At 51.1% G+C, this 19,099-nt stretch carries 19 protein-coding genes and 1 tRNA gene; 6 read left to right on the plus strand and 14 right to left on the minus strand.

The window, feature by feature from the left end:
• Positions 1 to 239: 239 nt before the first annotated feature.
• On the minus strand, positions 240 to 1,097 hold the full coding sequence (locus BM412_RS29410; RefSeq protein WP_091225265.1) for a sulfurtransferase: 858 nt from the start codon (positions 1,095 to 1,097) through the stop codon (positions 240 to 242).
• 148 nt (positions 1,098 to 1,245) lie between these two features.
• Here BM412_RS29410 and BM412_RS29415 point away from each other — a divergent pair, with 148 nt between their 5' ends.
• Together BM412_RS29415 and BM412_RS29420 are read left to right on the plus strand one after the other, a co-directional pair.
• Entirely contained in the window at positions 1,246 to 1,752 is a 507-nt protein-coding gene (locus BM412_RS29415; protein ID WP_091225266.1) for a GNAT family N-acetyltransferase, read from the plus strand.
• A gap of 128 nt (positions 1,753 to 1,880) precedes the next feature.
• Complete coding sequence (locus BM412_RS29420) at positions 1,881 to 2,084, plus strand: DUF378 domain-containing protein (RefSeq protein WP_090983907.1); 204 nt, start codon at positions 1,881 to 1,883, stop codon at positions 2,082 to 2,084.
• Between the two features lie 89 nt (positions 2,085 to 2,173).
• Here the strand turns inward: BM412_RS29420 and BM412_RS29425 are convergent, their stop codons facing one another.
• The 3 genes from BM412_RS29425 to BM412_RS29435 form a co-directional block, all read right to left on the minus strand.
• Entirely contained in the window at positions 2,174 to 3,433 is a 1,260-nt protein-coding gene (locus BM412_RS29425) for an EAL domain-containing protein (protein ID WP_256256653.1), read from the minus strand.
• Positions 3,434 to 3,591: 158 nt separating this feature from the next.
• Entirely contained in the window at positions 3,592 to 3,897 is a 306-nt protein-coding gene (locus tag BM412_RS29430) for a 4a-hydroxytetrahydrobiopterin dehydratase (protein WP_091225308.1), read from the minus strand.
• A gap of 44 nt (positions 3,898 to 3,941) precedes the next feature.
• Positions 3,942 to 4,235: a hypothetical protein gene (locus tag BM412_RS29435; RefSeq protein WP_091225267.1), complete on the minus strand. Its 294-nt coding sequence runs from the start codon at positions 4,233 to 4,235 to the stop codon at positions 3,942 to 3,944.
• A 263-nt stretch (positions 4,236 to 4,498) separates the two neighbouring features.
• Here BM412_RS29435 and motA point away from each other — a divergent pair, with 263 nt between their 5' ends.
• Complete coding sequence (gene motA / locus BM412_RS29440) at positions 4,499 to 5,299, plus strand: flagellar motor stator protein MotA (protein WP_091225268.1); 801 nt, start codon at positions 4,499 to 4,501, stop codon at positions 5,297 to 5,299.
• On the plus strand, positions 5,283 to 6,098 hold the full coding sequence (gene motB, locus BM412_RS29445) for a flagellar motor protein MotB (protein WP_091225269.1): 816 nt from the start codon (positions 5,283 to 5,285) through the stop codon (positions 6,096 to 6,098). Before motA ends, motB begins: the two co-directional genes overlap by 17 nt.
• A gap of 48 nt (positions 6,099 to 6,146) precedes the next feature.
• Here motB and BM412_RS29450 read toward each other — a convergent pair whose 3' ends face one another.
• From BM412_RS29450 to BM412_RS29475, 6 genes are all read right to left on the minus strand, one after another.
• On the minus strand, positions 6,147 to 6,848 hold the full coding sequence (locus BM412_RS29450) for a cysteate racemase (RefSeq protein WP_256256654.1): 702 nt from the start codon (positions 6,846 to 6,848) through the stop codon (positions 6,147 to 6,149).
• 47 nt (positions 6,849 to 6,895) lie between these two features.
• Positions 6,896 to 8,410: a Mur ligase family protein gene (locus tag BM412_RS29455; protein WP_091225271.1), complete on the minus strand. Its 1,515-nt coding sequence runs from the start codon at positions 8,408 to 8,410 to the stop codon at positions 6,896 to 6,898.
• An 80-nt stretch (positions 8,411 to 8,490) separates the two neighbouring features.
• A complete protein-coding gene (locus BM412_RS29460; RefSeq protein ID WP_091225272.1) occupies positions 8,491 to 9,672 on the minus strand; it encodes a carboxylate--amine ligase in 1,182 nt (393 codons plus the stop codon).
• A gap of 267 nt (positions 9,673 to 9,939) precedes the next feature.
• Positions 9,940 to 10,635, minus strand: a complete 696-nt coding sequence (gene rluF, locus BM412_RS29465) for a 23S rRNA pseudouridine(2604) synthase RluF (protein WP_091225273.1) — start codon at positions 10,633 to 10,635, stop codon at positions 9,940 to 9,942.
• A gap of 32 nt (positions 10,636 to 10,667) precedes the next feature.
• Positions 10,668 to 11,384 (minus strand): NAD(P)H-binding protein, encoded by a 717-nt coding sequence (locus BM412_RS29470; protein ID WP_091225274.1) that lies wholly within the window; start codon positions 11,382 to 11,384, stop codon positions 10,668 to 10,670.
• A gap of 69 nt (positions 11,385 to 11,453) precedes the next feature.
• Positions 11,454 to 13,706, minus strand: coding sequence for a sensor histidine kinase (locus tag BM412_RS29475; RefSeq protein ID WP_256256655.1), 2,253 nt, complete (start codon positions 13,704 to 13,706; stop codon positions 11,454 to 11,456).
• 345 nt (positions 13,707 to 14,051) lie between these two features.
• Between BM412_RS29475 and tadA the strand changes: the two genes are divergently transcribed.
• On the plus strand, positions 14,052 to 14,537 hold the full coding sequence (tadA, locus tag BM412_RS29480) for a tRNA adenosine(34) deaminase TadA (RefSeq protein WP_091225275.1): 486 nt from the start codon (positions 14,052 to 14,054) through the stop codon (positions 14,535 to 14,537).
• On the opposite strand, the gene BM412_RS29485 is transcribed toward tadA, so the two are convergent.
• Positions 14,443 to 14,715 carry an aspartyl-phosphate phosphatase Spo0E family protein gene (locus tag BM412_RS29485; protein WP_091225276.1) on the minus strand — a complete coding sequence of 91 codons (273 nt, stop codon included), beginning with the start codon at positions 14,713 to 14,715 and terminating at the stop codon, positions 14,443 to 14,445. The genes tadA and BM412_RS29485 overlap by 95 nt on opposite strands.
• 251 nt (positions 14,716 to 14,966) lie before the next feature.
• On the opposite strand from BM412_RS29485, the gene BM412_RS29490 reads away from it, so the two are divergent.
• A tRNA-Arg gene (locus tag BM412_RS29490) sits at positions 14,967 to 15,043 on the plus strand.
• A gap of 574 nt (positions 15,044 to 15,617) precedes the next feature.
• On the opposite strand, the gene BM412_RS29495 is transcribed toward BM412_RS29490, so the two are convergent.
• The 3 genes from BM412_RS29495 to BM412_RS29505 all read right to left on the minus strand — a co-directional run bounded on the left by BM412_RS29495 (position 15,618) and on the right by BM412_RS29505 (position 18,941).
• Positions 15,618 to 16,214: a Gmad2 immunoglobulin-like domain-containing protein gene (locus tag BM412_RS29495; protein ID WP_091225277.1), complete on the minus strand. Its 597-nt coding sequence runs from the start codon at positions 16,212 to 16,214 to the stop codon at positions 15,618 to 15,620.
• Positions 16,215 to 16,351: 137 nt separating this feature from the next.
• Entirely contained in the window at positions 16,352 to 17,827 is a 1,476-nt protein-coding gene (locus BM412_RS29500) for a methyl-accepting chemotaxis protein (protein WP_177246152.1), read from the minus strand.
• A gap of 43 nt (positions 17,828 to 17,870) precedes the next feature.
• Positions 17,871 to 18,941, minus strand: a complete 1,071-nt coding sequence (locus BM412_RS29505; RefSeq protein ID WP_091225279.1) for a hypothetical protein — start codon at positions 18,939 to 18,941, stop codon at positions 17,871 to 17,873.
• Positions 18,942 to 19,099: the final 158 nt, after the last annotated feature.

A 19,099-nucleotide genomic window follows, 5' to 3' on the forward strand; every position in this document is an offset into this window, starting at 1 on the left:
AGATATCATATTTGTTGATTTGCTGTCGACTACTTTATTAAAATAGCTATAAAATAATCGCGTTAAGCCACCTTGAAAGAGGTGTTCTCTACCCTAAGTAGGATTACAAGCATGAATGGGTTCGCTCCTATCTTTAATCGCTTTCAGAGATGGATTGTTGAATCCATGTTGACTTTTAGCCATAAAAAAACAGAGTCACAGCGTCTAGCTCACCATGCTCTGTATTCAAAGTCGATATACTATTTTACCTCTTTCGACGTGTCTTCGTCCCCAACCGCCACCGGATTCCCCTCATACGTAATCCAATCACTCCAGCTCCCCGCATACAGCCTTACATTCGTAAAGCCCGCTTCCTGCAGCGCCAGCACGTTCGGACAAGCCGTCACACCCGAGCCGCAGTACACGATCGTCTCGCCGTCCTTCGCCAGTCCTTCGAATCTCGCCGCCTGTTCCTCGGCGCTCTTCCACTGCCCGTCCGCACCGCGGCCTTCCGCCCAGAAGCGGTTCATCGCGCCCGGGATATGGCCGGCCACGCGGTCGATCGGCTCAACCTCGCCGCGATAACGCGCCGCTTCGCGCGAATCGATAAGCGTCACGCCGGATTTGCCCAGCTTCTCCTGCACCTCGTCGACCTCAACAAGCATGTTATGCTGCACCGTCGCGAAGAAAGGGCTCGGGATGAGCACCTTCTGGTCCGCCGACACAGGGAAACCTGCCTTCTGCCAAGCGGCGAAGCCTTCATCCAGCACAAAAACCTGCTCATGGCCCAGATACTTCAGCAGCCACCATAGACGCGATGCCATGACTCCACCTTGATCGTCATACGCAATAACGCGCGAAGCATTGCCAATGCCGGCTCGGCTTAGCGTGCCTGTCAGCTCCGCGATATCCGGCAGCGGATGGCGACCGCCATGCTCCGTAATGGCCGAAGACAGATCCTTCTCCAAATCCAGATACACCGCGCCTGGGATATGCGATTCGTTATAAGCCTCACGGCCGGACTCCGGCTTGCCCAGCTGGAAGCGGCAGTCGACGATCACGATATCCGATTCATACATACGAGCGAGCAACCATTTGAGCGATACGATATTTTTCATCCTATTAGCCGCCTTCCTTATTCTCTTCAATTAGTTTCCGTTACTTAAATTATACATCATTCCACTCCCGCTTCCACCGCTTGATCAATTCTGATACGATAAAGAGGTTTACAATCCGTGAATATTCCGCCACAAGGAGTTCCTATATATGAACGTTTCCGCTGACCAAGCCCTGCCTGCAAAATCCCACTTCACCGTCGTGCCGCTATCCGACGCATTAGCCGAAGAGCTTAGCACCTGGCGGTATGAACCGCCTTACGATTTCTACAATTGGTCCACCTGGGAAGTCATGCAGCAGCTCGGCATCGAGTTTGGCGACGCCTATGTCCGGGAGCAGCAGTACGCCGCGGTGACGCATGACGACGGCCGCTTAGTCGGCTTCGCACAGTTCTTTCCTTTGCTGGGCGTAACGCGCATCGGCCTTGGTTTAAGACCCGACCTATGCGGCCAGGGACTCGGTCTTCCGCTCTTACAGGCCATAGTTGCAGAGGCGATCCGCCGCGCACCAAACGACATTATCGACCTCGAAGTGCATGTCTGGAACACGCGGGCCATACGGACCTACGAGCGCTCAGGATTTATTATTACCGACACCTATGCCAAGCCAACTGCGACCGGATTGGTCGACGTACACTGCATGTGTTACGCGCCATAATCGCCCATATCTGCACAACGGCGCGACCCCATGCGGGCAACGCTTTCTTTTTTATCGTGCTAAAAGCGCCCCCTCCCGCATATCCGTAGTAGTGTCACGAGTCATTACTTTTAAAGGAGGCGGGTCCAATGAAAGTTTTGAACATCGTCAGCTTATTAGTCCTAATTCTCGGCGGCCTGAATTGGTTGGCAGTGGGGCTATTTGAGTATGATGTCGTTTCAGAAGTTTTTGACGGGTCAGATTCCGTAGGCGCGAAGATCGTGTACATTGTTGTCGGGGTAGCTGCCCTATACAGCCTATCCTTCTTCTCCAAAGTGTCGGCAGAAGACTAACTCCCCCTTTCCGCTCCCACGCGGACATTCGTATGGACAAAATAAGAGCCCGTCCCAAGCGCCTCATGCGCGGGGTGGGCTCTTTTCTATTAGCGTTCTCCCTCGAGCTCGGCTGCATCCAGAAACAGAATACAGCTGCCGCCAACCGGCACCGATAAGGTGCGAATGCGGTCGAAGGAATCGAGATCCGTATACGTCTGCGAAACCATGGCTTGAGGCCGGTCTGCGAACTGAGCGGATAATGGAATAAAATAAGGCCGCCAGCTCCAATTATGCCCGCGATAGTGCGGCTCTTTACTCCACCCGCCATCGCTGAGACGTTGATAGTTAGAGCTCACTTGAATGCCGTCTTTGTTGCACAGATATAACCGAATGCATGGCGAGTCTGCCAAGACCAAACCCTCCAGCAGCTCCTCAATGAAGTCATCTCCCGCATTACAGCTATCGTGCTCCCCGACTCTCCTCTTCCACGCCTGATCAATCGCCAGCTGCAGCCGTTCTGCTTCCGCACTCCAGTGCCGCTCTACGTGCAGCATTCGTGTCCGGCGCCGATCCAGTCCCGCCTCCAGAAGTCCTGCAAACGAGAGTGCCGGACGGAACGTGGCCACCGCAGGCGAGAACAGATACCCCTGCACATACCGTGCGCCGATTTCGATTGCCCGCTGCAGGTCTTGCTCGGTTTCCACGCCTTCCACCAGCAAAGAGGCACCGATTTGATCCGCTAGCGTGGAGAAGGAGCGCATCACGCCGTAGTAGCCGCTGTGCCGCTCGCTTTTCTGCAGCATATGGATATCGATCTTCAGAATATGCGGCTGAATTTGCGCGATCCGGTCAATGCTGCTAAACCCGCTGCCCACATCGTCAATGGCAATGAGACAGCCATAATCCCGGTACAAATCCACCACTGCGCGCAGCTGCTCCATCGGCCCCAGAAACGACTCTTCGGTAATCTCAATGACGACCCGCCGCGGGTCAATCTTATATTTATCAAGCAGCTGCAGTGTCGGAAGCTCGCCGGTGGCCACATAGGTTTGATAGATCCATGAAGGCTTTAAATTGATGAACAGCTTCCCATACTCCGGATCGCTCGCCGCAAACTTCGCCAGCGCCTGCTCCCGCAAGTTGCGGTCCACCCTGATCTGCTCCGCCATCGGCACCGTTTTATCCGCGAAGAAAGGCCCTACACTCCGTACCCCTTCCCCCACACGAATACGGCCAAGCGCTTCATAGCCCATAATCCGCCTCGTATCAAGCGCGAGAATCGGCTGATAATACGGAACAAGCCGACAGATCATATCCTTGTATATATCCTCATGCAAGCCATCTTGCATGCGCTGCGCTTCCGCCATCACCGTAGCTCCTCGAATCTTGATATATGATGTCATATTTTCTCACATAACCAGTTTCACCTATTGTAAAGTAGCCGCATGGGCTTGTAAAGTAGCCGACCGCATCTCTTACAGTTGACCCAATAATAGGGAGCCTTGCAGGCAGAAAAAAACGCCGATTACCCGTTCCCGGGAATCGACGTCCGATAAACCTCATTGTAGCGCTCTGCCGACTGCATATCGAGCTCCGTCAAGCCCCCCGCATGCCAAGTCGTCAAACGCAGTGTTACTTTCTTGTAGTCAATGCCAATGAACGGATGATGATTCATCGCCTCCGCGATTTCAGCAACCTTCCCCACAAAGGCAATCGCCTCGACGAACGTAGCGAATCGGTAGCTCCCTTGCATCCACTTCTCATCCTGGCGCGACCAGCCGGGGAGTGCTGCGATGGCCTCGTCAGCCGCTTCGGCTTGCATTTTCACCATTTTACCCATTGCGCGCACCTCTCCCCTATAGTCCTGAATTAGCCTTAGATTAACCGGATAATCCGAACTTCCTTCTGATCCACGGACACTTCAATAATGTGATGCTTCGGACGGTACGCGACGATCCCTCCGCCTACATGAAGGACGGGCTCCTCTCCAAGCGCGTAGAACACGTCATCCGCGAGCGCCTCCATCAATTCAACCCGCTGCGCTTCCTCCAGCTCTTCCCAGTCCGCCGTCTCCATTTCGAAGAACAGATACCCGTCCCCGATGGAATGCATCGCTTCAGCCAACTCGCCCAGAATATCGCTGTATTCCCTTGCATGTTTAACTCCCATTTCCAATTGCCCCGCTTTCAGCTCTTATTCTCGCCTCTTATGTCTTCATTTTACACGAAATCGGATGAAAACTGCTAAAACATCCATTTTGCTCTAATCTGAGCGCTCTTTCTGACGATAATAAATAGAGATAGAATTGTCGAAATGCTATTTATTTTGTCAGTCTGACACATCAGATTGTCTTAAGCTGTCTCCCGTTCTCTGGGGCATAACCGATTCGTCGGTCTACAATGTCCTTATTATCTTATTAGACGAGGTGTGTCATGGAAAAATCTACTGTAATTGGTATCGCGCTCGGCCTCATTGCCGTTCTTGTCGGTATGACGCTGAAGGGTGCTCCGATCAACAACCTAATGAACCCCGCTGCATTTTTGATTATCATCGTCGGAACCGCAGCCTCACTCTTCATCGGTTTCCCACTGAACGAACTGAAGAAATTCCCGAAACTGATCAAAATGATCTTCACCGTGCAGAAGCTGCTGCCGCGTGAAGAAGTAATCGCACTCTTCATGGAATGGGCAACAATCACGCGTCGTGAGGGCCTTCTTGCGCTGGAGTCGAAAGTAGACGACATCCAAGATATGTTCCTTCGCAACGGCATGAGAATGATCATAGACGGTAACGACCAAGACCTCGTACGCGATGTCCTGCTCGAGGACATTGCCGCAACCGAAGAACGTCACCGCGCGGGAGCTCTTATTTTCTCCCAAGCCGGCATGTATGCACCTACGCTCGGGGTACTCGGCGCCGTTATCGGCCTCATCGCGGCACTGGCCGATATGAGCGACATGGAGAAGCTCGCACATGCGATCGCAGCCGCCTTCGTTGCTACTCTTCTAGGTATATTCACCGGTTACGTATTGTGGCACCCCATTGCCAATAAGCTCAAACGTCTTTCCAAACGTGAGGTTGAACTGCGCCTTATGATGGTTGAAGGCCTGCTGTCCATTCAATCCGGTGTTTCCACCATCGCGATTAACCAGAAGCTCTCGGTCTTCTTGACACCGACTGAACGGATCAAACTGAGCCAGAAGGGAGCAGAGGCCGTTGAGCAAAAAGCATAAAAGTGAACATCACGAGGAACATGCCGATGAAACCTGGCTCATTCCATATGCCGATCTCCTTACCCTATTACTAGCCTTATTTATCGTATTGTATGCGATGAGTTCGACCGATTCGAAGAAATTTCAAGATATGAGCAAAGCTTTCAATATCGCATTCAGCAGCGGTATCGGCGTATTGGAGCAATCCGCGGTCATCAGCAACGCCCATCAGTTTGAAGATGCAACCGAAACCAGACGCCGCGAAGCTAACCAAGACATGCAGAAGAAAGACATCGAGGCTCTGAAGCAGAAAGAACAAGAAGACCTCGAGAAGCTCAAGAAACAAGTCGACCAGTACATTAAGACGAACGGTCTGACTACACAGCTGAATACGAAGCTCAACCAATCGCAGCTGACCATTACGATCTCCGACAGCTCCTTGTTCGCGCCGGGCAGCGCGAAGGTGAAGCCGGAATCGCGCAAGCTGGCCGTCGAAATCTCCAGCATGCTGCAGAAGTACCCGGATTATGAAGTGAAAGTATCCGGCCATACCGATAATGTACCGATCAATAACAAAGAATTCGAATCCAACTGGGAGCTAAGCTCCATGCGGGCGATCCGTTTCATGGACATCCTGCTGCAGAATAAGAAGCTGGATCCGCATCTGTTCAGCACGATCGGCTTCGGCGAGTATCGCCCGATAGCGCAGAACAACTCCAACGTTGGTCGCGCCAAGAACCGCCGCGTTGAAGTATCGATTATTCGCAAGTACACCGATACAAGCAAGGATGCCACAGTATCCGTTGCTGCAGGCAAATAAACAAAAACCGTCAGGACCCTTGAGTTCTGACGGTTTTTCTATTTCTTATTACAGCGACAGCTCAATGGACCGTTTCACCAGCACATCCATCGCATCGACGCAGTGCTGCTTCGTTCCTTCACTAAGAGGAACAATGGACAGCTCCGTGCATGCGATAATGATGCACTGACATCCATCTTCCGTAATCAACTGATGAATGATATCCTCAAGCTCCTGCGGGTCGATTTGCACGCCGCGTTTGATATCCTTGTAGATCATATTCATAATTTGCTGCTGCATCGCATCTGACGGCAGATGCGGCACGAGCTTATGCTTAAGCGCGGATTCGCTGTAGATGCCGCTGTGCAGCGTCCCGTTCGTCGCGAGAATGCCGACCTTACAGCCATCGCCATAAGCCTCGTGGATGACCTTGATCGACTCCTCCACCATGTTGATGATCGGAATCCGCGTCATCCCCTGCAGCTCGTTGACGTAGTAATGCGCCGTGTTGCACGGAATTGCGATATTGGATACCTCGGCATACTCCAGCAGCCGGATATCCTTCTCAATCTCGCGCAGAAACTCTTCGGGACTATTTTCAAGAATGACATGAGTTCGATCCGGAAGCGAAGCATGATTGAGTATAACCATATCGATATGATCCTGATCTCTGTCTGCAACCGTACTCTCGATAATTTGATCGATAAATACGCTCGTCGCCTTCGGCCCCATTCCGCCCAGTACACCTAACCGACTTCTCTGTTCCATCATTCAACCTACTTTATATGAGTTAATCGATATCGTTCGTTCGTTATTCGTTACCCTTCTTGGCCCTGCTCCGAAACCGCTGATTCCGTATCGCTTAGCAGCTTTAACGCGATTTCCGCTCCCGGGTCCATCCCTTGGCAGCCCGCCAACAGAATCACATCTCCGCGCTCTGCCTTGGACAAGGCATAGGAGATCGCATCCGGCAGCTCACGATACAGCTTCACGTCAATATTCGCTTCAGCCATGACCTCCATGAACACATCCGCTTCCTCATCGGAAACCGTATTGTTCTTGTTCACGTGGGATTGGCTGCGCGTCGCGATAATTTCATTCATCTCGAGACGGTTCATCCATTTCACAATCGCTTCTGCGTTCTCACGATTAATGATTGGACCGCGATTGCCCCGGATCGCATATACGAAGTGGCACTGTTCATAGTCCATGTACCGCAGCGTTTCCAGCGTCACGTCGATATTCCCCGGATTGGCAAAATGATCATCGATCATAATGAACTCATCTTCGTGAATAAACTCGAATCTGCGCTCTACGCCGCCGAAGGTCCGCAGCGTCTCTTGAATGGTTGCAATCGGCACGCCGCACAGCAGCGCAATCGCGATAGCCGCCATGGAGTTATAGACCGAATGCAGTCCGGGAATGCGCAGCTCTACGCGGAATTCGCTAGGCGTGTACGCAACTCCGTCGCCTTCGAACGGCTTCATAATCTCAACCGTAAACTTGGCACGTCCGGTCGACAAGTCCAGATCCTTGCAGTGCAGCGTACCTTCGCTGCTCTTCAGGCCGTAGGTCACGACCTTCGCGCGCGTCTGGTCGACAAGCGAAGCCGCATACTCGTTGTCCAAATTCAGCACCGCATAGCTATGCTCGCCGGCCTGTTTAATCAAGCTCGCCTTCGCCTCAAAATAATTCTCGAACGTCCCGTGAGAATCGATATGCTCGCGGCTTAAGTTGTTGAAACAAACGATATCGTAATCCACGGTCTCTACCCGGTGCGACTCCAGCGCGGCCGAGGAAACCTCCATGCTGACATGCGATACGCCGCGATCGACCATTTGCCCCAGATAGGACTGGAGGTCAAGCGATTCCGGCGTCGTCAGCTCGGATGGAATCTTTACATCATCGATTTTAATCACAACCGTACCCATAAGTCCGGTCTTGAGGCCGTGATGCTCAAGAATCGCGTTTGTCATATAGGTCGTGCTTGTTTTCCCGTTGGTAGCCGTAATCCCGATCATCTTCAGCTTCGAGGAAGGATGGCCGAAGTAGGCATCCCCCAGCTGTGCCATCGCAATGCGGCTGTTCGGCACGACATATTGCGGAATCGGCACATCTTCTTGAATGTGTTCGACGATAGCCGCAACTGCACCGCTTCTCACGGCATCGCGCAAATATTTGTGACCATCCGTGCTATAGCCCGTTATACAAATGAATAGGTGCCCCGGTGACACCTTCTGCGAATGATAAGAAATGCCGGTGATCGTGAGATCCTCCGCCTGAAACGACTCGATAATCGTTGTCGCTTGCAGCAGCTCCTGTAATCTGGTCATAGAATGAATCCCTTCTTTCTACCTGCACAGCACCATGTTGACGTCCGTCTTATAGCGCCTGCTTCGTATTCGATCGTCGATTATCTGCTGAATCTGCCAATTGCTTTGCCTGCCAGCATGCCTAGGAAAGAGAAAACCGGCTTCGGATCCTTCCAATCCCAGATCGCATGCGCCTTAGGCTTGAAGTACGAGCCGATAACTTGTCCCACGGTAAGCTGCTTAGTCTTGATATAGTTTCGAACCGCCAGCAGATCCTCATAGGCATACCAGAATACAAGACCCGTATCCTTCTTGACCGCGTGCGGAGGCAGCGGCGAGCCTGTCAGCTCGCGGTACGTAATATAAGGAATATTCACGCCTGTGCGGAACAAGAGGTTATTTAAATTCGTAATCCGAACGTTAATTTCAATGAGGTAGAATTGGCCGGTAACGGCATCCTTCTTAAACTCGATCTCAGCGAAGCCTTTGAATTTCACGGCCTCGAAGAATTTAGCGCCAAGCTCATACAGCTCTGGCACATACCGCTGCCCCGTGTACACGGAAGCGCCGAAGTTAATCGGATACTGGCGGAATTTCTGGCAGGTCACCCAGTGCGTCACTTTCGAATCTTGGTTCATGTAAGCGTCGAACGTATACATATGATCATCGAAGCCCGGAATAATCCGCTGCACGATAACTTCAAGACCCGCTTCATGCGACCGCGCAATCGCGGCTTCCAGCTCTGCCTGGTTATGCACCTTGAACAGCTTCTTGCGGAATTTAGCTACGAACGACGGCGAATCGACAGGCTTGATAATGCATGGATATTGAATAATCGTATCGATTTTCTCTTGAAAATTGTCTTCGCCCACGCGGACCGTCTCCGGAACCGCAACACCCATCTCCAGCGCAATCCGCTGCAGCGTTTCCTTGTTCATCAGCTTCGTATAGAGGCCTTTCTCCGTCTGCGGAATCAAGAAACTCTCTCTTAATTCATCCAGAAACTCGTCCACCACTTCTACATAGGAATCGTGGCAAGGAATGAGAACAGGCTTCACGCTCTGCTTGTCCGCATAATCCTTCAGAAATTGAATAAAACCTTTCGGGTCTTCTTTATAATGAGGCGCAATCAGCCGTTCCGAGCAATATTTGGACTTCACGGCGTACGTGTTTTTATCCGTATAATCGACAGCAACCGTATGTATGCCATGAATCCCAAGGCAACGAATTGTGCTTAAACCTATATAATAATTACATCCCAATATGACGGCCTTGTTGCTCATTAACAAACGCACATCCTGTTTAAATATTGTTTTTTTATAATTACCTCTATGCAAAGCGGTGACAATCCTTTATAATTTTACTTCATGTATTCTAGGATTACAAATGTTATTATTGCTTGCTATAAAGGTAAAATCAACCGTTTAAACGAAGCTAAGCAACGTATAGTAGCTCCTACACGTTGCTTAGAATTACAAGAAACCAACACCGCCGACCTCATTGTCGGACGATGTTGGTTTCTTTATTATTTCCCGGGAAACTGTCGAATTCTATTGATAGTTGAGCAGTGTAAATAGCTCCTTCAGCTCGCCATTCGTAAGGTCGCGCCATTTGCCGCTCGCCAGCTGGCCCAGATGAATATTCATGATCCGAACGCGGCGAAGCTTCCTCACATTGTAGTCGAACGTCTGGCACATCCGCCGGATTTGTCGGTTCTTTCCTTCGGTCAGCGTAATCCGGAATACGCGGTCGCCTTCCTTCTCTACCTTACAAGGCAGCGTCATCGCGCCTAATATACGAACACCCTCGCTCATCGCCTTCAGGAATCTAGGCGTGACAGGCCGGTCTACGGTCACGATATATTCTTTCTCGTGTTTGCCTTCCGCCCGCAGAATCCGGTTAACGATATCGCCATCATTCGTGAGCAGGATCAGCCCTTCCGAATCCTTGTCCAGTCGGCCAATCGGAAAAATCCGTTCCGGATGCCCGATATATTCGACGATATTGCCCTCAACCTGCGACTCTGTTGTGCTTGTAATGCCAACCGGCTTGTTCAATGCAATATAAACATGGCCTTTCTGCTCGCCGATCACTTTCCCATCGATCCGCACATCGTCACCCAGCTCCGCCTGGCTGCCAAGCTCGGCGGTGACGCCATTAATGGAAACGCGTCCGCTCTCTACCAACTTATCTGCTTCACGTCTGGAACAATAGCCTGTTTCGCTAATAAACTTGTTAATCCTCAACTGCCGTGTTCACCCCGCATGAAAAGTGCTTCTTATAGCTGTATTTTAGCTTGTATCGCATCATTTTCATAGATTTTTACGAAACTTCCCGCTTCTTGCCCCGTCACCGCGCCAGCCCGGCGGCACAGGCCAACCATGAAAGCTGCCACATCATCCGCTTCGACCGGCCGGTACCTGCGAAGGCCGCCTTGCATGATGAGCTTCAGCAGTGGCGTGAGCAAGATCGCGAATTTCTCCCCCAGCCGGAACTCTTCCCGCTTCCCCAGCAGCAGAGAAGGTCGCACGATGTGCAGCTCCCTTATCCCAAGTGCGCTGAGCTGCGCCTCCATCTCGCCTTTGACCCGGTTGTAGAAGATCGAGGACGATGCATTCGCTCCCATAGCCGAAACAATGATCATCTTGGCAGCCCCGTGACGTTCCGCCCAATCCCCAAGTGCCACCGGATACGCTAAGTCCACCTGCCGGAATGCTTCTTGCGTCTTGGCTTTCTTGATTGTCGTGCCCAGCGTGCAGAAGACGATATCCGCTTCTACGCCGGCCAACGCCTCATCCATACGGTCCAAGTCAGCTGTGATGACCGTCAGCTTCCTGTTCGAGCCGATTTCGTCCCCGGAAGGCAGGAGCGGTCTGCGAACGAGAATGGTTACGGCACTGCATCTGCTGTCTTGCAGCAATTGCCGCAGCAAGGATGCCCCCACAAGACCGGTAGCTCCAACCAGCAGCGCTTTGTACGTTGCCGATGCCTCCATGCGAATCACCTTCTTGTATGTATTGTCCTAGCCTTTATTCCATTACCGTACAGCTCTTGGCGAACGATCTTAGGCTTCGATTGCCTGCTCTTTCATAAGCGGCAGCACAATGGTTACCGTCGTACCTACATTCACTTTACTTCTGATCTCCAGCATCCCTTGATGGGTCTGAATGATACGCTGGCTGACCATAATGCCAAGCCCGGTTCCCATATCCTTATCGGTGTAGAACGGATCTCCCAGCTTCGCGATGCGCTCCTCCGGGATGCCGATTCCTTCATCCGTTATGGATACGTTGACATGATGCTGATCATTCCGCCTAGCTTCGATCGTAATCCGTCCGCCTTCCGGCATCGCTTCGATCGCATTCTTCAGCACATTGATAAACACTTGCTTCAACTGATTCTCTTCGCACGAGATTCGGCAATTCTCCAGGTCAAAATACGTCTCGAATTCAATATCGCACAGATGCGCCTGACTATCGAGCAGCGAAATGACATCGCCGAGTATGAAACGAACGTCCTTCACCTCGAACCGCGTGGCCTGCGGTTTAGCCAGAATCAGAAACTCGCTGACGATCAAATTAATACGATCAAGCTCCGAGAGCATAATATCGACATGACGAGTACTGAGCTTCTCGGTTTCGAGCTGCAGCTGCAGAAACCCTCGCAGCGTCGTTAACGGATTGCGAATCTCATGGGCTACACCGGCTGCCAGCTGGCCGACAGTCGTGAGCTTCTCAGACCTGCGCAGCAGCTCCTCCATCTTGTTGCGGCCTGTCATATCGCGCGTTATACTGGCGATGGCGCGGAGCTCTCCATGCTTGTCTTGGATTGGCGATGTCGTTGCACTGACGGATATCCATTCGCCGTCCTTCGTCACACGCAGCGTCTCGCGCGCTGCAAGCGGCTTACCCGATTTGAGCAGCTCCATCGTCTTCTGCTCTTCTTCGTACAAATGCTCCGGAACGAGCGGAAGCATCTGCCCGATCGCTTCTTCCGTCGTATAACCGAACAATTGCTCGAATGCCCGATTCACCTGTGTAATGCGGCCGTCCAAGTCAACGACATGGATGGCATCCGTCGTATGATTAATGAATGATTCCAAATACTCTTTCATGGATCGGTTCTCTTCAAACGCCATTTTGAGCTTAGTCATATAGATGTTGAGGTTCTTCGACATGGCATTCACGCGCTGCGCCAGCTGCCCTAATTCATCTTTCCGCTTGACCTCAATGGTTTCGTCGAATCTTCCGAAGGACACCTCGTTGACCTTCCACAGAATCGAACGAACCGGCCTCAGCAAAATATCCGACAGCCAATAGCTGCAGAATACGACTACGATAAGCAGCACGATCGATATAAAAACTTGATTATTGCGCTGCTCTTCCGCCAGCTTCATAATCGGACTCTTGTCGAGTACAAGCCCAATGACGTAGGGAACAGGCTCACTCAGCGCAAAAAAGCTCTTCATTACCGTATGATCGTTAATCGTCTCTTCGCGGAACACCATTTTGCCCTGCAAAGATTCCTTAATACTCTTCTTATCCTTCTCTATTTCCCCATATTCATAACTGCCGAACGAAACCGCGCTTTCCTTCAGCTGCTCGATGCTCACAATAGAAGGAATTTCTTTGATGGGCTCCGTGCCAAACAAGTCCGGATTAAATCCCGTAATCTCCAGAATCGTAGGATTACCCGTCTTCAGTTCCGTTAACAATGAAGTCGTATGCGAGATCTTCCGAAGATCTGTGAATTGATCGCTTTTCATATAAAATCGAATGATGTAATCCAAGTTGCGGTCGGTATAAAAGCTTTCTTGCCCCAGAATCGTATTGTCGGTCAGCGTCAGCTTGTCCGGCCCTATCCAAAACTCATAATCGAGCGTCTCCTGCTCGATCGTCTGGGATTTGTGCGCAGCCCAAACGTTGCTGGCATCGCCGATCTCCGGCGGATTCGTCGATTGGACGACATAATAATTCTCGCCTCTCTGCTTCAGCAGGGACATACTTGAAACGCCAACATGTTCCGCTACCTGTCTCAGCTGCTCATAGGTGACCTCATCGGCATGATAAGGCAGCTGGCTTGCGGCAGAGAACGAGGCCAATTTCATCTTATCGGATAAGACGGTTTGAACAAATTCAACTTCTCTCGTATTTTGAATGACGTTTGCTGCAACCTGCTGACTGATCGACATCATTTTGAGTTGAATGTCGTTTCTTAGATTGACCCGCGTCGAATATTCGTTCAGAATCACATTAAGAACGAGCAGCACAAATACAATCATGGAAATCATGACAGATAGTTTAGTTTTGACCGACAATATGCGACACATCCTTTGACACAAGCCTGTGGACAGCTACTTGGATCATACCATAATTGGCATAAAATGAAAGCAATCTCGCGCATCATTTCCGCTCAATCTGTGCAGAAGAAGTCGACTCTGAAGCGCGATAAGCTGGTATCCCCAATAGTTATACACATGTTTTTCCCCATATTCACAGGCTAAGTTAATAATTTGTGTACAGATCTGTGAATAATCGAGAGTTATCCACAATTCTATACACAACCTGTTAACAACGAATATTTGTTCGCGGCACAATTCGACAGTCGATTGACGTCGAATGGGTACAACTCATTATAGGGAACAGGACCGGAGGCATAATTCATGACGACGATAGGGACGGATTTTTTTCGAGAAGAAGATTATAAGTGGATGCAGGAAGCCATCTTGGAGGCGAAGAAAGCGGAAGAAATCGGTGAGGTGCCAATTGGCGCGGTCATTGTGAAGGATGGCGAAGTCATCGGCAGGGGGTATAATCTGAGGGAGACGAATTTGGATCCGACCGCGCATGCGGAGATGATCGCTATTCGGGAGGCCAGTAAGCATTTGAATGCGTGGCGGCTGTTGGACTGTACGCTTTATGTGACGCTGGAGCCTTGTCCGATGTGCGCGGGGGCGCTGGTGCAAAGTCGGATTCGAAAAGTGGTGTACGGCACAACCGACCCCAAGGCAGGCTGCGCCGGCACGTTAATGAATTTACTGCAAGAGCCTCGCTTCAATCATGAGACTGAGCTGCTTGGCGGTCTGATGCAGCAAGAATGTTCGGATTTATTAACCCTCTTTTTCCGTCGTCTGAGAAGGCGTATCTAGCAGCATCGCTCACCAGCTCTTCTTTCTGAATCTGTTGTAGCGTTACGATAAGTTCATCGGCTGCTTCACTTATAGCAAGTACCTCAGGGTCAGTTAAACTTCCGCGGGCTTCAGCCATTTCGAACAGCTTAGTACGAAGCACCTGCAACTCATGGAGTAGGTTCATTTTGTCATTCATGACGCCCTCGGTACATCTCCTATCTCATCTACTTAGTTACAGTAAGTAACTACTATCATTATATATGGTGCTAGCTATTATTTTTGTAAAATCTTGTCGACAATCTGCCGCGATAAACGCTTAAAGTTTCGACAGCTTTCATCAGAAAATCCCTGTTTCAGGACTATTTTCACAATGAATTAATGAGGGACTAGGACTAATAGACTTGCTTGCACCTGATTTGGCATTCATGCTATTATTATCCTTGCCGCGCGCCCGTAGCTCAGCAGGATAGAGCGACAGTTTCCTAAACTGCAGGTCGTACGTTCGAATCGTATCGGGCGCGCCATTCTTCGAAACCTTGTTGGTGCAAGGTTTTTTGTTTTTTTATTGGGTTTGTACTGGTTTCAGGTGAGAACAACATTTATCCCTCATTCATAAGATGAACCGGCATATGCCGGCTCATCTTTTTTTAGATTGACGAGAAAAACTCGGCAGCCACTTTGCTGTGTATGCTTTATGAACAAAACTTTAACGGTGGCCAGCGTGGCTATTTGATGATAAACAGCCTTTTTGAAAGTCTAACGGTTGTGACAGACGTTATTTGCAGCAAATAGGGCGATTCCAGTGGAAACCGTTCCAAATAAGCTCGCTGGCAACCGTTAGCCTATAAAAAGGATGGATTTATGCCAAATAACCACTGTCGCAACCGTTAGAGCCGGAATACGAAAAAGATGGGCCGCTTTAAGCCGGCTCATCTTGTTTCGTTCAATTCAGCCTAGGTTTCTTGGTTCTTTTTGCCTGCCTCCCCATTCGGTCATCTTACCGCGAGTGCTGCCGCCTTAGCCGCTGGCCCCACCTTCTCTACGCCAGGGGAACCTCCGCCACCGCGGGGCTAAATTCTGTTACTAACAGTCCCTCACTCACTCCATAAACGTCTCAAGCGGAAAATTAAGCACGTTCACCTTCCCGCCGTCCTTCGCGCTGTACTCGAAGATCTGCAGCATCAAGGTCCCGTTCTTCGGCAGCTTATTCGCAGGAATCACGATACTAAGCTCAAAGGTCGACCAAGCCGGCGCACCTTCCGGAAGCATATAGTTCTTCTCCAGCAAGTAGTTGTGCCCGTCCTCCACGGCATAATTCATCATCGCCTCGAACACTCTCGCCTCGCCCGTTACCTTGTACTTGCCTCCGCTCCCGGTGACCTCGACGTTACGAAAAGCATTGTTTTGTACAGATGTCTCGCCGGTACCATACGCAATCTCCACCTGCCTTAGCGCGCTGTTCCACTCCACGCCCGCGCCAAGCAAATCCCCCACCGCTCGCAGCGGCACATACGTGCTTCCTTTGTAATTCATAATTGGCAAACTCTCATCTTCATAAGGTGTACCGTTCACCACGATGGGGTAAGCTGCTTCCCCCAATACATATTGCTTAACCGCTGCACCTACTGTCGGCATCGCAAGCATGATCATACTGCCGGCTACCGCGCCGACTATGAACCCACGGATATGCTTCATCGCCTTCACACTCTTTTCATGGGCGGCATCGCCCGAATTGGACTACCGATAGTACATCCTATGCGGGAATAGCAGCACTTACCCATCTATGCAAAAAAGCCCCCAACATCACAGCGTAATGTTGAAGGCTTTCTCCGTTAACTCACCAGCGTCTGTACAGAACCGCTTGTCTCCTTGATGCGCTGCAGCGTACGCTCGTTTTGCTCCGCGAGCGTCGTAATCGTGGCGGACAGCTCCTCCAGCGTCGCGGAGGACTGCTGGCTAACCGCAGCCACGCTCTCCGTAGCGCTCTCGATCGAGCTGCTGGCACCGCGAATCGCGGTCATGGTATCGCGGTAATGCTCCAGCGACTGTGCAAGCTGCTCCACCGTCAGACGCACGACGGCGAACGCTTCGCGCGTATCCGTCGTAATCCGGCTGCTGGATGTCATCTGCTTGCCGATCCCGTTCATCAAGCCGCGCGTCGCATCCGCTTGTTGCTGCATGCTCTCCAGCTGCTCCGAGATCGCATCCGCCGTCCCGGCCGAGAGCTCGGCCAGCTTACGCACCTCGCCCGCTACTACGGCGAAACCACGTCCGGACTCGCCGGCTCTGGCCGCTTCGATGCTTGCGTTAAGCGCAAGCAGGTTCGTTTCACTTGCGATTCGAACGATGGATTCCGTAAACTCACTGACATGACGGATAACGCCATCCAGTGCTTCCATCTGCTCGGACATATCTTTAACCGAAAGCTGAAACTGCGCGATCGTCTCGTACAGCTCGTCTATTTTCTCGCCGCCGCTTGTCGTCGAACTGTTGGCCGTCGTCGACTGCGCCTCAAGCTGGTAGAGCGAATTATTCATCGTTTCCAATCGCTCATGCGTTTCCTGCACCAATCTCGAAATATCGGATGTCGAGGACGCCTGTGTATTCGCGCCTTCCGTAATCTCCTGGAAAGCATGCGTCATCTCGCGGAACGAGGCTTGATTCGCTTCGCTCGCTTCTGTAATTTGCTTCAGATTGCCTGCAATCGACTCTACCTGCGCGAGCAGCTGCTCCTTCTGGGCAGTCTGCTGCTTCGTGACCGCTTCCGACTGGGCACGCATCGTTTCCATTTGAGCCGCGAAGTGCTTACCTGCCTTAACAAGTGCAATGAGCAGCGCACTCACAAGCCCGAAATAAACGAAGATCCCAATCGCCGTACTGGAACTCAGCTGCTCGGCGAGCTCAGGCCCTTGCACGATCAGCACATAAATATTCATGAACAACCCGATGCTGAGTCCGAGCAGCAGCGGCGTCCATCTCATATAAATAACCGCAATGGCTACAATATAATAGACCGAGAAGAAATTCGTAATCGAGACAACATCGAACATGAGATACAGTGTCAGTGCCGCGCTTCCGCCAACAGCGACATAAGGGAAGATATGCATTCCCGCCTTGCGTACCAACATAACCCCAAGAACCGCGAGCAGTACAACGGAAATCGCGAGAATCATCCATTTGCCCGCACCTGGAATTAAATTCATCGCCATCACACTGCCAACCGAGATAATCGATGAAGCAATCAAGCCCATAAACACAATACGATTCCGATAAAATAAATCCGCGACTTGCAATTCTGACTGTGTCATCATCCCAACCCCTACCCGATATCAAAGTAGGATTAAACCCGTTCTACGAACCGCTTGGCAAGCCCAGCATCTCCTGGATCTTCTCTACAGGCACTGCGTCTTTCGGCAGCTCATACTCAAATTTAATCTCCTTATTTATATCGTCCAAGGAGAGGTCGAAATGAATGCCAAGCTTCATTCCTTGTGCAGAATCCGTCGACTCCACATTCAAGTCCACGCCTTCATACGTCAAATAATCGTCCGTAATCCCGCCGGTGACGTCCAGTTGATTGATCTTGATCGTTTTCTTCATCTCTTCGACGGCCGCTTTGACCTTTCCGTCCTCTTTACCTTCAAGCTCCTTCTTGGCAACCTCCAAGTCGGCTTTAGACAGCTTGAACATCTTCATATAAGCCTCATTTTTGAGCAAAATATCAATGATCTGCGGCGCCGCCTTCTCCATAATCGCGGTCCACGCCGCTTCTACATCGTTGATGGAGAAACGAACAAGCTGATCGACTTTATGATCGGAAGCCAACCCTTTCACATCCGCCGCTTCCGGCTCGCTGAAGTAGGTTTTCTCATCCAAGCTGTCTACCAGCGCTTTCAGAAGATCTTGTCCCACCTGCGGGGAGGCTGCAACATCTGCAGCGCCTTGCTCCTGCTCAAGCTTCTTCATATCGATTTCCACGAACTTGCCTGCGATCGTCTCCGGCAGCGGAAGTCCCGGAATTTGCGGCACTTTAATCCATGTTTTGTCTTCGGTAATGATCATCGGAATCGATGCATTCAATTTCACGTCACCGCTGCCAAGCGTAACATCCATCGTCAGTTCTGCGCGCATCGGTGATTTCTGAACCGAACCGTGTACGTTGATGACCGTCCCCTTCAAGAAAGCGAGCATGGTCGAGGTCATTGCGGAATTCGCAGCACCCGCAGCATCTGCCGCCGCCGGAGGCAGCACCAGGTCGGTGAATGTCATGGATCCTTTATATGTCATGCCGGTTGCTTTCTGATTGTTAGCCATCGCATCCATCATCGCTTCTTTAGGCGATGCCCCTGAGCTGCATCCAGCCAGAGCGGCTGCCAGCGAAGCCACGAGCAGCGCGGCTGCTCCCCGTTTCAATACTTTCATTTCAGAACCCCTCTCCTCATATGAGCACCTTCAATTTTACCCCATCCCGTCCCAATCCGAAAGGCTAAAAATGATGGTACGCCCGCATGCAAAAAGCCCCCGGCAACCGAAGATGCTTCGGCTCCCGAGGGCTGAATGATGCTTATATAGGAGGGACG

Source organism: Paenibacillus sp. BC26, assembly GCF_900116125.1.
GTDB lineage: Bacteria > Bacillota > Bacilli > Paenibacillales > Paenibacillaceae > Paenibacillus_Z > Paenibacillus_Z lignilyticus.

Coding starts and splice junctions, on each gene's coding strand:
- BM412_RS29450 (WP_256256654.1), bottom strand. CDS start 6,848: ATGATGGAACAGAGAAGTCGGTTAGGTGTACTGGGCGGAATGGGGCCG.
- BM412_RS29455 (WP_091225271.1), bottom strand. CDS start 8,410: ATGACCAGATTACAGGAGCTGCTGCAAGCGACAACGATTATCGAGTCG.
- BM412_RS29425 (WP_256256653.1), bottom strand. CDS start 3,433: ATGGCGGAAGCGCAGCGCATGCAAGATGGCTTGCATGAGGATATATAC.
- BM412_RS29460 (WP_091225272.1), bottom strand. CDS start 9,672: ATGAGCAACAAGGCCGTCATATTGGGATGTAATTATTATATAGGTTTA.
- BM412_RS29410 (WP_091225265.1), bottom strand. CDS start 1,097: ATGAAAAATATCGTATCGCTCAAATGGTTGCTCGCTCGTATGTATGAA.
- BM412_RS29485 (WP_091225276.1), bottom strand. CDS start 14,715: ATGAATGACAAAATGAACCTACTCCATGAGTTGCAGGTGCTTCGTACT.
- BM412_RS29430 (WP_091225308.1), bottom strand. CDS start 3,897: ATGGTGAAAATGCAAGCCGAAGCGGCTGACGAGGCCATCGCAGCACTC.
- BM412_RS29420 (WP_090983907.1), top strand. CDS start 1,881: ATGAAAGTTTTGAACATCGTCAGCTTATTAGTCCTAATTCTCGGCGGC.
- tadA (WP_091225275.1), top strand. CDS start 14,052: ATGACGACGATAGGGACGGATTTTTTTCGAGAAGAAGATTATAAGTGG.
- BM412_RS29470 (WP_091225274.1), bottom strand. CDS start 11,384: ATGGAGGCATCGGCAACGTACAAAGCGCTGCTGGTTGGAGCTACCGGT.
- BM412_RS29495 (WP_091225277.1), bottom strand. CDS start 16,214: ATGAAGCATATCCGTGGGTTCATAGTCGGCGCGGTAGCCGGCAGTATG.
- BM412_RS29415 (WP_091225266.1), top strand. CDS start 1,246: ATGAACGTTTCCGCTGACCAAGCCCTGCCTGCAAAATCCCACTTCACC.
- BM412_RS29500 (WP_177246152.1), bottom strand. CDS start 17,827: ATGACACAGTCAGAATTGCAAGTCGCGGATTTATTTTATCGGAATCGT.
- BM412_RS29505 (WP_091225279.1), bottom strand. CDS start 18,941: ATGAAAGTATTGAAACGGGGAGCAGCCGCGCTGCTCGTGGCTTCGCTG.
- BM412_RS29435 (WP_091225267.1), bottom strand. CDS start 4,235: ATGGGAGTTAAACATGCAAGGGAATACAGCGATATTCTGGGCGAGTTG.
- motA (WP_091225268.1), top strand. CDS start 4,499: ATGGAAAAATCTACTGTAATTGGTATCGCGCTCGGCCTCATTGCCGTT.